We start from the raw sequence: 13,563 nt of genomic DNA on the forward strand, positions 1-13,563 counted from the left end.
GCCAGGCGCAGGACGCGGCGCCGGCCGGGATGGGCGCCGCCGTCGTCGGCCTGCGGCGGAGGCGGCGCGACGGGCGCTGCCGCCACCGCGGCGGCCTCCGCCTCCCGCTCCGCCACCTCCCGGCGGAGCGCGGGGGAGATCAGCGCCGCCGGATCGGCGGGGAGGAGCGCGTCCAGCACCGCCTGCGGCCCCGGACGCCCGCCCGGTTCCTTGTCCAGGCAGGCGGCGAGCAGCCCGCGCAGCGGTCCGGGCACTCCGTCCAGCCGCGGCTCCTCGTACAGCACCCGGTAGAACAGGGACGCGGGGTCTCCGGCGCTGAACGGTCCGGTGCCGGTGGCCGCGTACGCCAGCACGGCCGCGAGCGAGAACACGTCGGACGCGGGGCCGGCGTCCCTGCTCGCGGTGATCTGCTCGGGCGACATGTACGCCGGGGTCCCGAGCACGCCGTCGGTGCCGGTGAGCTGCGAGGCGTCGACGGCCTTGGTGATGCCGAAGTCGATGACCTTCGGGCCGTCGCCGGCCAGCAGGATGTTGCCCGGTTTGAGGTCGCGGTGGACCAGGCCCGCCGCGTGCACGGCCAGCAGCGCCTCGGCCAGCCCGGCGCCCAGCGCGCGCAGCGGGGCCTCCGGGAGCGGGCCGATCGCGGCGACCGCCTCGCCCAGCGTGGGGGCCGGCACGTAGGCGACGGCGAGCCAGGGGTGCGGGGCGTCGGCGTCGCCGTCCAGCACCGGCGCGGTGTAGAGGCCGCTGACCCGGCGGGCGGCGGCGATCTCCCGCCGGAACCTTTCGCGGAACCGTTCGTCATCGGCGAGATCGGCCCGCACGACCTTGAGCGCCACGAGCCGGCCGCCGGGCGAGGCGGCGAGGAACACCGTCCCCATGCCGCCGGCGCCCAGCCGCGCGAGCAGCCGGTACGGGCCGATGCCCGGCGCGTCCCCAGCCTGAAGCGGCCGCACTGGAATCCCCCACCGCACGACGTCGTCCGAGGGCACAGTCTACCAAAAAGATACTGCTGTCTATAAGACTCTGCGGCCTGGCCGGGCCCTCCGGGCGTTCTCGCTCACATGGCACGTTGCGCCGTCGCTGGTCAGGAGCGGCGCGTGGTCTGCGCCGTGGGTTCGCCCGCGCCGGCGGCCTCGCTCTCCGGGCCGCGGCTGGGCGCGTCGGCGTGGCCCGGCCACCAGGCCGCGTGGCCGATGAGCGCGGTGACCGCCGGGGTGAAGAACAGCGCCATGACGAACGCCGCGATCGCGATGCCCGCCGAGATGGCGAAGCCCATCTGCAGGAGGGTGGAGCCCCCGGCCAGCATCAGCGAGGCGAAGGTGCCGGCGAGGATGACCCCCGCCGCCGCGACGGTCGGGCCCGCGTACCGGACCGACAGCGCGGCCGCCTCGCGCGGGCTGCGCCCTTCCCTGGCCTCCTCGCGCAGCCGGGCGATCATGAGGATGTTGTAGTCGGTGCCGAGCGCGACGACGAACAGGTACATGATCACCGGCAGCATGAAGATCAGGCCGGGCTCGCCCCGCAGCTGCTGGAAGATCAGCACGCTGGCGCCGAGGGTCGCGGCGAACCCCAGGCCCACCGAGGCCATCAGGTACCACGGGGCGACCACGCTGCGCAGCAGCAGCCCGAGGATCACCATGATCAGGACGGCGGCGACCGGGAACACCACGGTGTAGTCGTGGTCGACCGCGGCCTGGATGTCGACGAACACCGAGGTGATGCCGCCGACCACGGCGCTCGTGCCGGGCGGCGCGGCGTCGTGCGCGGTGTCGCGCAGCGGGCCCTTCACCGTCTTGATGGCCGCCGACGATTCCGGCTTCTCCGCGAGCGTGACGCGGAAGTCGGCGACGGTCCGGTCCTTGGACAGCACCGGGTCGGCGACGTTGCCGACGCCGTCCACCCCGGCCAGCTTCGCCTTGTAGGCGGCGAGGTCCGCCTGGGCGAGCGGGGTGCCGGCCTTGGACCGCAGGTAGACGTCGGACGGTTCGGTCGCGCCCGCGGGCAGGCCCTTGAGCAGCTCCTTCTGCCACACCGTGGACTCGGCGCTCTTCGGGATGGAGCCGCCGGACAGGTCGAAGTTGGAGTGGAAGCCGAGCGAGAAGGTCGCCAGGATCACCAGCAGCAGGCCGGACACCGCGGCGAACCGGCCGGGATGGCGGCCCATCGACGCGCCGATCGCCGCGAACCGCGCGCCCTTCGGCTCGTGCCGCCAGGCCTTGGACGGCCAGAACACCTTCGTGCCGAGCAGCGACACCACCGCCGGGATCAGCGTCAGCCCCGCCAGCAGCGTCGTCGCCACCGCGATCGCCAGCGCCGGCCCCAGCGAGCGGAACAGCGCCAGCGTCGACAGCAGCAGCGCCAGGAAGGCGATGATCACGGCGCCGGCGGCCGAGGAGATCGCCTCGCCGACCCGGGTGATCGCCGACACCATCGCGGTCTTGGAGTCCTCCCCCGCGCGCAGCCGCTCCCGGTACCGGAACATCAGGAACAGGATGTAGTCGGTGCCGACGCCGAACAGCACCACGATGAGCATGGAGCTGACCGAGCTGTCGGTCTTGAGGTCGAAGGCGTCGTTGGCCCAGCCGATCAGCCCGGTCGCGATCTGCGACACCGCGCCGATGGTGATCACCGGGAGCAGCGCGATGATCGGGCTGCGGAAGATCACGAGCAGCAGGACGAGGATCAGCCCGATGGTGGCGGCGCCGGTGATCGCCTCGGCCTTCGACCCGGCCTCCTGGCCGTCCAGGTTCTGCGCGGCGGTACCGGTGATCCCGCCCTTCAGGTCGGTGCCGTGCAGGCGGTCCGGCAGGGCCGAGCGCAGCGCCTTGACCGCGTCGGTCTGGTTCTTGCCCTGCGTGCCCTCCGGTTTCGGCATCTGCACCGAGATGATCTGGATCTTCTTGTTCCCGGTGGCCGGGGCGGTCTGCACGGCGGTGACGTTCTCGATGCGCTCGCCCGCCAGCGCCTGCCCGACCGACGCCACCGTGCGCGAGTCGGCCGCGGTCAGCGGCGCCCCGTCCCGCCGTTCCAGCACGATGATCGCCGCCGGCGTGGCGGCCTGCGGGAACGCCTTCTGCTGCACGTCCAGCGCCTGGATGGACTCATAGTGGCTCGGCAGGAACGACGCCTCGTCGGTGGTGGCGGTGAGTTTCGGCGCCAGCGCGACCACGGCCACCGCGGCCACCAGCCACACCGCGATCACCCGCCACGGGTGATGCACGACGACGCGTCCGATGCGAGCGAACACAGTCGATTCCTTTCCTCATGTCGTCGATCCGGGCTCCGGCCCCGGCGTGCCATCGCGTCCGGAGCGGGCTCACGGGTCCCGGTCTTCCCCCGAGGCGCGGCCCAACGCACGCAGGGCGGTGCGGGCCATCGCGTCGCGCAGCACCTCGTCGTCCACCGCCAGGTCGGCGGCGCCGGTCACGAACATGCCGCCGAGGGCCATCCACGCGGCCACCCGGTTCGCCGGGTCGGGCGAGCGCCCGGCCATCGCGTCCACGATCCGCTCCCCGAGGCCGTCGAGCGCCGGGTCGTCGAGGGCGGTCCGCTCCGGCAGCGTCTCCAGCAGCACCTTCATCTCGCGGCGGAACCGCACCGTGAGGTCGGCGAAGCCGCCGACCGCGGCCACCGCGGCGTCCTCGCCCTCCAGGCCGGCCAGCCGGGCGTCCAGCGCGATCGCCTCGCGCTCCACGGGCACCAGCAGCTCGGCGAGGATCGCCTCCTTGTTGCTGAAGTGGTACAGCAGCGACGCCTTGGAGCAGCCGGCGTCGGACGCGATGTGCTGCAGCGACGTCCCGCGGAAGCCGTGCCGGGCGAAGGCCCGCAGCGCCGACTCCAGGATCTGCCCGCGCAGCGCGGGCGAGGTGCGCGCCATGGACGCCACCGTAACTGTCCGATCGGTCAGGGTCTGACCGATCGGACAGGAGATCCCTTGTGATCTTCGACACCCGGCTCCGCACCGGCGAGGATCTCGGCCGCGGCGCGGCGTCCGGACTGCACGGCCCCGTCGAAGTAGCCGTTCCATCGAGTAGCGGTCTCGGTGCCGGCCCAGTGCAGGACGCCGACGGGCGCGCGGAGGGCCGGGCCGAAGCCGGTCCAGGCGCCAGGGGCGAGGTGGCCCGAGAAGCATCCGCGCGTCCACGGCTCGGCGCACCAGTCGAACTCCACGAACGCCGCCGGATCGCGCGCCTCGGCGCCGAAGAGTCCGGCCAGCCGGTCCAGGACGGCGCGGCGGCGCTCCCGAGCGGTGCACGAGCGCAGCCGATGCGCGTCCGCTCCGTAGGCGAAGGAGGTCAGGACCGCGCTCGGCCCGCCGGGCGGGGTGTTGTCGACGGTCTCGGTGAGCGGCCCGTGGCTGCTGAAACTGATCCCCGACAGGCCGCGTGCCCTCCAGAACGGCTCCCGGTACACCGCGTGGGTCTTCAGCGCGTATCCGGCGGCCATCCGCTGGGTGAGGCCGTCGCGCTGGACGGGGAGGGGCGGATCGTATTCGATGCGTCCGGCCAGGGCCGGCGGGATCGCGATGACGACGTGAGCCGCCTCCAGCCGCACGCCGCCGGCGAACACGACCGCTCCCCCGGCACCGTGCTCGACGCGCCGGACCGGACAGTTGTGGAGGATCGTGCCCGCGGGCAGCGCGGCGGCCATGCGCACCGCGAGTTCCTGCGGCCCGCCGACGAGGCGGTGGGACTGCGCGCCGCCCGCGAATCCGACCAGGACGTCCATCCCGTCCCCGCCGACCAGGTAGAACAGCGTCTCCAGCAGCGAGGCGTCGGCCGCGTCGAGCGACAGCAGCGCCCCGGCGGTCTGCCGCGCGACGGCCCGCGCGACGGCCGGATCGCCGGTGCGGCCGGCCAGCCAGGAGGCCAGCGTCCGCCCGTCCCAGGACCGGGCCTGCGGATGCGTCCACGGCTCGTCCGCGGGGATCTCCCGGCTGAGCCGGTCGAGCTCGCCGAGCAAGGCCATGACCTGCGGTGGCAGCGCGTCGAGCAGGGCCCCCTCGTAGTCCACGACCGCCCGCCCGCGCTCCGGCGTGGGATAGGTCCGCACCCCGTACCGGGCGATCAGCTCCCGCATCTCGTGTTGGGTCGGCCCGACCCACTGGCCGCCGAGATCCAGCTGCGTCCCGTCGGGCAGCAGGCGCGTGAGCACCCGGCCGCCGACCCGGTCGCGGGCTTCGGCCAGCGCCACGCGGGCGCCCGCGGCGGCCAGGTCGTGAGCCGCCGCGAGCCCGGCGAATCCCGCGCCGACGACCACGACGTCGGCGCTGCGTCCGTCCTGCACTCGGGCCCTCCGGATGTCGGGAACCTCCGCGCATGATTCCGCTCCGGCGGACAAGCCAATATCCGGTGAAGGTAGAGCTTCCGAGACGTTGCCCTGAGCCCCGGTGCGTCAGTCCAGGGGAGCCAGCACTTCCCCCGTCTCCTTGGCCCGGACGGTGATCGCCTCGACAGGGCACGACTCGGCGGCGTCGAGCACCCGGCCGGCCGGTCCGGTCTCCGCCTCGGCGGGACGGGAGGTGCCGTCGACGACGGCGAAGTGATCGGGGGCCGTCCCGGCGCAGATGCCGGAGCCGATGCAGGTCCGTCCGTCCACCTCGACGAGCCAGGTCATGCGTCCGCCCTTCCGGAGGTGCGGTCCCAGGCGATCGGCATCCGCTCGGGCGCCCGGGTCGCCGTTCCGGCCTTCCAGACGATGTCCTGTTCCGGCCCCGCGAACCGCAGCCCGGGGAACCACCGCAGCAGCGTGCCCAGCGCCACCTGAAGCTCCATGCGCGCCAGCTGGGCACCGAGGCAGTGGTGCGGGCCGTGCCCGAAACCGATATGGGATGCCTCGTCGCGCCGCGGGTCGAAGGCGTCGGGGTCGGAGTAGACGGTCTCGTCCCGGTTCGCCGCTTGCAGGGCGACCACCACGGGTTCTCCGGCCCGCACCATCACCCCGCCCAGCTCGACGTCCTCGAGCGCGTAGCGCGCGCTCCCGGCGGCGCCGCCCAGCGGGACGTAGCGCATCAGCTCCTCCACCGTCTGCGGGATCAAACCCGGGTCGGCGCGCAGGGCCGCGAGTTGCCCGGGCCGGGTCAGCAGCACATAGGCGAAGTTCGGGATCTGCGAGGCCGTCGTCTCGTGCCCGGCGACCAGGATCCCTTCCGCCATCGCGAGCAGCTCCTCCTCCGACAGCCGGTCCTGCCGGTCGCGCGCCTCGATGAGCGCGCCGATCAGGTCGTCCCGCGGCGACGCGCGGTGCTCGGCGACCAGGGCCGCCATGTACTCCCGCATCCGCCCCGTGTACTCGGCGACCTCCTCGGCGGTGAACCGGGTGGTGGACAGGAAGGCGTCCGACCACAGCCGGAAGTCGTCCCGGTCCCCGACCGGGACGCCGAGCAGTTCGCAGATGACGGTGATCGGCAGCGGCAGGGCGAAGTCCTCGACGAGGTCGGCGGGCGGCCCCTGCGCCAGCATCCGGGCGGCGAGGCCGTCGGCGATCTCCTGCGTCCGGGGGCGCAGCCGCTCGACGCGCCGAGCGGTGAACGCCTTGGCCACCAGCCGGCGCAGCCGGCTGTGCTCCGGCGGGTCCTGGCGCAGCAGCGAACCGGGCGAACCCACGTGGAGGCGGGCGCGGGGCTCGTCGCGTCCGGTGGCGGCGGCGCGGCTGAACCGCGGATCGCCGAGGACGACCTTGACGTCCTCGTAGCGGGTGGCCAGCCAGGCGGGCTCGCCATAGGGCAGCCGGATCCGGCACAGGGGCCGCTTGCGCAGTTCGCCGAGCGCCGGGTCGACCTCGAGGCGGTCGTGCGCGCCGAACAGTTCGGACCAGGGTTTCGTGGTCGTCATCACCCACTCCTTCGCGGGGTTCGTGTTCACCATTTGGCGGGTACGCGCCGGCAGGGCCGGGGCCGGGCGGCCTCGGTGGTGCGGCGGCATGGTGACGGCGTCGCGCGACGAGGTTCCGGGCGGTGAGGGTGGGAGCTGCGCGGTCGCTGAGGGCCTGGCGCCGCCGCCGGTGCACCGTCCGCGACGTGGCGCGGCGCCGGCGGCCCGCGCGCCCCGTTCCGAAGCGGTGCGCGGTGGGTCACGCACCGACCGTACGATTCGACTGGCGCCTATACAAGATGTCAAGGCGAAGTCGGAGACGACGAGTAAGCAAATGCTTACCATGACGTCCGCGGGCGATGTCGCCGAGGCGGTCAGGTGAGGACGGGGACGATGCGGGTCGTGGCCTCGGCGATCAGCGCGTCCTTGTAGGAGGTCCGGAATCCGGGCCGGTCGGTCAGGACGGCCAGCACCAGCGGGCCCGTGTGAGGCGGCCACACGATGGCGACGTCGTTGACCCGGCCCCAGTTGCCGTTGCCGGTCTTGTCGGCCACCGCCCATCCCTTGGGAAGCCCGGCGCGGATGCGGGTGGCGCCCGTCATGCTGCGGCGGAGCCAGTTCTCGAGCAGGGCGCGCTTGTCGGCGGGCAGCGCGTCCCCGAGCACCAGGCCGCGGTAGTCGGCGGCGATCGCCCGGGGCGTGGTGGTGTCCCGGGGGTCGCGGGGGCCGACCTTGTTCAGCGCGGGCTCGTAGTCGTCCATGCGGCTGACGGTGTCGCCGAGCCCGCGCAGGTAGGCGGTCAGCCGCGCCGGGCCACCGGCGTCGCGCATCAGCAGGTTGCCGGCCGTGCCGTCGCTGAAACGGATGGCCGCGTCACACAGCTCCCTGATGGTCATGCCGTCCGCGACATGGTCCTTGGCGATCGGCGAGATGGAGTTGACGTCGGCCCTGCCATAAGTGACGCGCTTCTCCAGGTGACCGAGCGGATTTCCGTGCAGGACGGCCGCCGCGGCGAGCGCTTTGAAGGTGGAGCAGAACGCGAAGCGCTCGTCCGCGCGGTAGGCCACCGTGGCGCCGGTCGCGGTCGCGACGGCGTACACGCCCAGGCGGGCCCCGTACTTGCGTTCGAGCTCGGCGAACCGCGCGGCGTCCGTGGCGGCTGACGCGCGCCGGCTCGGCGTCGGGGACGGCTCGGCGGCCGGATGGTCGTCCGCGCCGCAGCCCGCCAGCGGCAGGGCGGCCGCGGCGAGCAGCAGAGCACGGCGGGACGGGCCGGAAGGCTCGGGGGACATGGCGGCCATGACAGCACAGCGGCTCGGACCATGTCCAAGATCCCTATAGGTCACTCATCGATATCAGAAGTAATATCTTCTGTGGTCAACGCTTCTGGTTTGGGTCGTTGACGCCTTTCTGGTGTTCTCTCTGCTGTGATCGACGCCCCGCCCGCCTCCGCCCGCCCCGCGATGGATCCGTCCGGCCGGCGGGTGGTCGGGACGGTGGTCGCGATCCAGCTCACCTGCAGCCTGGGCTTCTTCGCCGTGATGGCGCATCTGGTCGCGCACCTGCGGCACGACCTGGGGCTGATGGCGGGCACGATCGGGCTGATCCTCGGCGTGCGGGTCGGGCTGCAGTACGCGCTGCTGCTGCCGGTCGGCGCGGTCACCGACCTGATCGGCCCGCACCGCACCGGGGCGATCGCGTGCGCGCTGCGCGCGCTGGGCTTCGCGCTGGTCGGGACGGTCGACGGCGTGGGCTCGCTGCTGTGCGCGGCCGTCGTCCTGGCCGCGGGCGGTGCCCTCTACAACCCGGCGGCCCAATGCCTGCTCGCCGGTGTCGATGCCGCCCGCCGGTCCGGCGGGTTCGCCGCCTATGTCGCGGCCCAGCACATCGCGACGGTCGCGGGTCCGCCCGCCGGGCTCGCCCTCCTCCACGTGGGGCCCGGGTTCCCGCTGGTCACGGGCACGGCCGCCGCACTGTGGGCGGTCGCCGGGCTGCTGTTCCTGCGCCTGCCCGGGGACGGCACGAACCCGGTCTCCGGCGGGTTCCGCGACCTCGCCGCCGGCGTGCGGACGGTGCTCGGCGACCGCACGTTCCTGATGTTCGCGCTGGTGACCGCGCCCACGACCCTGCTCGCCGACCACATCATGACCGCCGTCCCGCTGCTCGGCTTCGCGCCCGGCGCGGCGACCCTCTGCTTCTGCGTGCTGGCCGCGGTCGCCGCGTCCGCCCAGCCCTTCGTCGCCGCCGGCCACCGCGGTGAGCGGCCCTGGGTGCTGCGCCTCGGCCTGCTGTGCGCGGCGGCGGCGTTCTTCGTGCTGGCGCCGCTGGACGGGACGGCGACGGGTCCGCTGATGGTCGCGGGCGTCCTCAACGGCGTGGCGAACGGGCTGATCCAGCCGGCGGTGTTCCAGCGCACCGTCCGCCACGCGCCGCCTGGGCGGTTCGGCTCGTACTACGGCGTCCTCCAGTGCGCCGCCGGCATGTTCGCCTTCGCCGGCGACCTGCTGGTCGGCCGGCTGTTCGACCTCGGCTCGGCGGGCGCGACGTGGGCCCTGCTCGGGGTGGGCGGGTTCGCGCTGGCGGCCGCGATCGGCGCGCGGGGCCGGTGACGTCGAGGCCGACGAGCAGCCTCTTGCGGACGGGCCGGACGCGCGGCAGGCCCGCAGCGGGGAACGCCGCGGGCCTCCGTGGGGTCCGTCAGGTCGCGGGGGTGCCGTAGACGCTGACTTCGGTGAGGTGGAAGGTGAAGTTGGCGGTGTTGCCGAGGCCGACGACGCGGATGTAGCGGGCCTTGGCCTCGGTGTTCATGGTGTCGCCCGCGTCGGCGGCGGGACGCGGCCCGTTGCGGCCGCCGAGGGTGAACCAGTGCGTGCCGTCGAGGCTGCCCTCCAGGCGGTAGGTGTAGTAGCGGGTGCCGTCGACGTAGTTGCGGACGTTGACGCGGGACACGTCGTTGACGGCGCCGAGGTCGACCCGCCACCAGTTCTCGCCGTACGTCATCTGGCCGCCCCAGTAGGGCGAGTTGGCGCGGCTGCCGTCGTTGGCCGCCTCCGGCGGCCGTCCGGACTCCGACGACAGCGCCGTCACCGGCTTGCGCAGGCTCTGCAGGGTGTCGCCGGAGCCGTCGCGCGAGGTGCCGGGCGAGGCGGTGATGCCGCCGCCGAAGAGGGCGATCGCCTCCTGCCCGGTGTGCCGGTTGACCGCGCTGACGAACATGCCGACGTCCTGGGCGTCCGACGCGCCGGGGACCGTGCCGGACCCGACCACGTTCCAGTTCTCGCCGTCGGAGCTGCACGAGCCGCTCATGCGGTCGCCGTCCCTGCGGAGCCGGACGCGGACGTCGCCGGCGGTGAACCCGCCGACCTCGCTGACCTGGTCGAGCCGTCCGTCGCCGTCGGAGTCGTAGGAGAAGACGCAGCCGTGGTCGGGGGTGACGGCGATGTTGGCGTACCCGCCGGTCCCGCCCTTGGCCAGATCGTTGGCGGCGACGAGCCCGGCACGGGACCAGGGGGACGCGCCGTCCAGCTCGGTGACCTTCGTGGACACCGCGTGCCCCGAGGTGAGCCCGCCGTCGGTGTAGACGGTGGCGAGCTCGTTGGTGTCGCCCCATAGGTCCTCGCCGCCGGCGGCGATGCCGACCGCGTCGCCCTGGCGCGCGAACTCGGCCGTCGTGGACGCGGCGGTCTTGTAGGGCGCTCCGATGGTGCCCCCGCCGACCATCAGCGGGGAGTGCGCGCTCGCCTGCTCGGATTCGCCCTTGCCGGTGCGCCAGGAGACGGTTCCGTCGAGGCCGGCGAGATCGCCGGGCCGGGCTCCGGCGGGTGCGGTCACCGTCCAGGTCGCGGTCGCGGTGCCGGCGGGGTCGACGTCGGTGCCGCGTCCGGTGGCACCGGTTGCCGGACGGACGCTGTAGCCGCGCGGCGCGGTCAGCGCGAAACGCACACCCCGAGCGGTGCTCAGCGTCGATTCGTTGGTGAAGGTCGCGGTGACGCGGACGGTGCCGTCCGGGGCGACGCCCTTCCGGTCGGAGGTGAGGGCCAGCGCGCCGGCCGGTTCCTCGGCCACCCGCGCCGCCAGCCGGTAGGCGTCGCCGTGCGGCCGGTCGGCGTAGCGGGTCCCGGCGTGCGCCCAGCTCTCGGCGACGGCGCGCCAGTCGATCTGCTTCGGTTCGGCGCCCGTCTTCATCGCGCTCTTCAGCTCGTCGAAGAACATCGTCCAGCGCTTGCCGTAGTAGCCGCCGACCAGCCCGTTGAACTCGCGGCGCGCGTAGTCCTGCAGGCCGGGGCTCTCGGTCTGCCACAGCGTGACCAGCGACTTGAGGTCGTAGTCGAGCGCCGCGGCCTCCGTGCGGTTCGCGGCCTGCCCGGCGGCCTCGCGCTGCCAGGTGCCGAGCAGGAAGTTCGGGTCGGTGCCGAGGACGTCGTCCATGAGCCCGATCTCGGCCGTCCAGCGATCGGTGAGCTGCTCGAACGCGGCCCTGTCGCCGTCCTGGTAGGCGGTGCGGATCTTCGGCAGCAGCGTCCTGCTGCGGTTGGCGAGCACCTGGCGGGCGACGTCGACGAGGTCGTAGCGGTAGGCGTCGGAGCGCCGGAGCCGCGGGTCGACCTGGAGCAGTTCGCGCAGCGCCTGCTCGAACTCGGCCGGGTCGTACTGCAGCGGCGTCCCGGTGTCGGTCAGGCTCGGCTGGTCGTCGAACAGGGCGGTGACGTGCCGGGTGTCCTTGCCCTCCGGCCACGCGTAGGCGGTGCGGCCGATGATCTTCCACGCGGCCAGGGCGTGCGGGTCGGCGGCGCCGTAGCGGGCGGCGGCGTACCCGGCGTACCAGGCGTCCATGTCGACCGGCCCGTCCTCCCAGGGCATGTCGGTGAAGAACGCCAGCGCGGCCGGGTTGTTGTCGATCGCCTCGGGCATCAGCGCGATGCCGTTCAGCGCGCTGCCCTGCTTGGTGCGCATGGCGTGGAACTTCTCGTTCCACACGGTGAGCCCGGCGCCGAAGTTCTGGTGGCCGCCGAAGTTCCAGATCGTGCCGAAGGCGTACTGGGTGCCGAGGAAGTCCTTCTCGCGGTCGGTGACACTCGGCTGCTCGGTGATGCCGTCCACGATGAACATCCGCGACCGGTCGACGGCCTCCAGGGTCTCCTTGCGGGGGTTGCTCTGCCAGCCGAGGATCGTCCAGATCGCGCCGGGGTGGGCGGTTTCGAGCGCGTCCTGGACGGCCTTGGACGCCGGCCCCACCGGCACCGATCCGGCCCGGCCGCCCTCGTGCAGCAGGTCCATCTTGTACATGGTGGACGTGCCGTAAAGCTGGGTCTGCGCCGTGTAGAACGCCGCCGCGACCTTGCCGAACTCCGGTCCGGTCGGGTCGAGCCAGTCAGGACGTTCTAGACCGTTCCACGTCCCCTGCGGGACGGTGTTGGCCCCAGCGTTGCGGGTCTCGAAGTCGGTCGGGACCGTGCCGTAGTAGCCGGGCAGGACGGGCGTGATGCCGAGTTCGCGGAGCCGGTCGACGATGCGCCGGGCGAGCGCCGCGCGGCGGTCGATCAGCTGCTGGGAGATCGGCGAGCCGGTGCAGCACATGTTCTGCAGCAGCCACCACGCCTGGTGGGCCGGCTGCGGGATCCATTTGCGCATGTCCTCGGCGCTGTAGCCGAACTGCTGGAAGGCGCGCTGGTAGACCGCCTCCTGCCCCTCGTACACCAGCACCTCGTTGACGCCGTGCAGCGCGAGCGCGTCGATGCGGCGCTGCCATTCGTCCCAGCTCAGGTACGCGCCCGCGTACCCCTCGTTGGTGTCGTTGAGCGCGAAGCGGTGCGCGACCGAGGCGTCCTCCTCGATCGGCGCGGCCGGCAGCGGCAGCCGGGCGGGCAGGTCCAGCTGCGACCCGCCGATCGCGTAGTCGGCGTGCGCGACCTTGCGCAGGTACCAGCCGAACCCGGTGAGCTGGACTGCCGGGGACGTGCCTGCGATCACCAGGTGCCCGCCGGAGGCGGAGATGCGGAACCGGTCGGCGCCGGTGCCCTTGTCGATGGTCTGGAGTGTGACCTGGGCGGCCTTGCGCTTGCCGAGGATGCGCTCCAGTGCCTGCGCGGCCGGCCCGGTCTGCCGGGCCGTGACCGGCGCGGTTCCGGGGGCCGTCCGTGCGGACGCCGGCGGCATCACCGCGGTCAGCGGCACGAGGAGCGCCGCGGCCGCCGCGATGGCGAGCGCCCGGGGCCGGCTCCCGATCCCCCGCCGCCTTCCCTGTGGTCTTGTCCGTCGTCTTTCCGGTCGTGGGCTCGACACCATGGCGGAACCTCCACCGCACGCGGGGTTTGTTAAACTCCTTGCAAAACCAGGACGAGGTTCATAATCGGTGCGGAAGATCGTCCGGTCAAGAGGGCCGCGCGATCTTCCGGAGGGGGCGATGGACGAGGAACGCACGGTCGGCACCCCGGTACTGCGCCGCCTCAACACCGCCGCCGTGCTGCGCGCGGTGCGCGAGTGCGCCCCCGAGCCGGTGCGGCTCGCCCAGCTGGTCCGGCTGACCGGCCTCACCCGCCCGACCGTGGGTCAGGCGGTGGACGACCTGGTCGAGGCCGGCTGGCTCCGGCAGCACGACCCGGCCGCGGCCTCCCCCCAGGGCGGCCGTCCCGCGGTCCGGGTCTCGCTGCGCGGCCGCGCCGCGCCCGTGCTCGGCCTGGACGCCGGCCCGCACACCGTCAGCGCCGGGATCGACGACCTGGCGGCCGACCGCCTGGCCGCGGTGCGG

10 protein-coding genes are annotated in these 13,563 nt (G+C 73.5%); 2 read left to right on the top strand and 8 right to left on the bottom strand.

Annotated elements, in window-relative coordinates; translation table 11 throughout:
* The 7 genes from ABD296_RS46585 to bla form a co-directional block, all read right to left on the bottom strand.
* The coding region (locus ABD296_RS46585; RefSeq protein WP_344283936.1) for a serine/threonine-protein kinase at positions 1-956 on the bottom strand (956 nt) is incomplete at its 3' end.
* Between the two features lie 131 nt (positions 957-1,087).
* On the bottom strand, positions 1,088-3,250 hold the full coding sequence (locus tag ABD296_RS46590) for an MMPL family transporter (protein ID WP_344283939.1): 2,163 nt from the start codon (positions 3,248-3,250) through the stop codon (positions 1,088-1,090).
* A 69-nt stretch (positions 3,251-3,319) separates the two neighbouring features.
* A complete protein-coding gene (locus ABD296_RS46595; protein WP_344283941.1) occupies positions 3,320-3,880 on the bottom strand; it encodes a TetR/AcrR family transcriptional regulator in 561 nt (186 codons plus the stop codon).
* Positions 3,881-3,906: 26 nt separating this feature from the next.
* Positions 3,907-5,289 carry a flavin monoamine oxidase family protein gene (locus ABD296_RS46600; protein WP_344283943.1) on the bottom strand — a complete coding sequence of 461 codons (1,383 nt, stop codon included), beginning with the start codon at positions 5,287-5,289 and terminating at the stop codon, positions 3,907-3,909.
* Positions 5,290-5,397: 108 nt separating this feature from the next.
* Positions 5,398-5,619 carry a ferredoxin gene (locus tag ABD296_RS46605; RefSeq protein ID WP_344283946.1) on the bottom strand — a complete coding sequence of 74 codons (222 nt, stop codon included), beginning with the start codon at positions 5,617-5,619 and terminating at the stop codon, positions 5,398-5,400.
* Entirely contained in the window at positions 5,616-6,836 is a 1,221-nt protein-coding gene (locus tag ABD296_RS46610; RefSeq protein ID WP_344283948.1) for a cytochrome P450, read from the bottom strand. The genes ABD296_RS46605 and ABD296_RS46610 overlap by 4 nt, the downstream gene beginning before the upstream one ends.
* A gap of 353 nt (positions 6,837-7,189) precedes the next feature.
* On the bottom strand, positions 7,190-8,107 hold the full coding sequence (gene bla, locus ABD296_RS46615; RefSeq protein WP_344283951.1) for a class A beta-lactamase: 918 nt from the start codon (positions 8,105-8,107) through the stop codon (positions 7,190-7,192).
* A gap of 135 nt (positions 8,108-8,242) precedes the next feature.
* Here bla and ABD296_RS46620 point away from each other — a divergent pair, with 135 nt between their 5' ends.
* Complete coding sequence (locus ABD296_RS46620; RefSeq protein ID WP_344283954.1) at positions 8,243-9,424, top strand: MFS transporter; 1,182 nt, start codon at positions 8,243-8,245, stop codon at positions 9,422-9,424.
* Positions 9,425-9,512: 88 nt separating this feature from the next.
* Here the strand turns inward: ABD296_RS46620 and ABD296_RS46625 are convergent, their stop codons facing one another.
* Entirely contained in the window at positions 9,513-12,989 is a 3,477-nt protein-coding gene (locus tag ABD296_RS46625; RefSeq protein ID WP_344283957.1) for an alpha-N-acetylglucosaminidase TIM-barrel domain-containing protein, read from the bottom strand.
* Positions 12,990-13,218: 229 nt separating this feature from the next.
* Between ABD296_RS46625 and ABD296_RS46630 the strand changes: the two genes are divergently transcribed.
* On the top strand, positions 13,219-13,563 hold a 345-nt coding region (locus ABD296_RS46630), incomplete at its 3' end, for a helix-turn-helix domain-containing protein (RefSeq protein ID WP_344283960.1).

The organism is Actinomadura napierensis (genome assembly GCF_039529375.1).
GTDB lineage: Bacteria > Actinomycetota > Actinomycetes > Streptosporangiales > Streptosporangiaceae > Spirillospora > Spirillospora napierensis.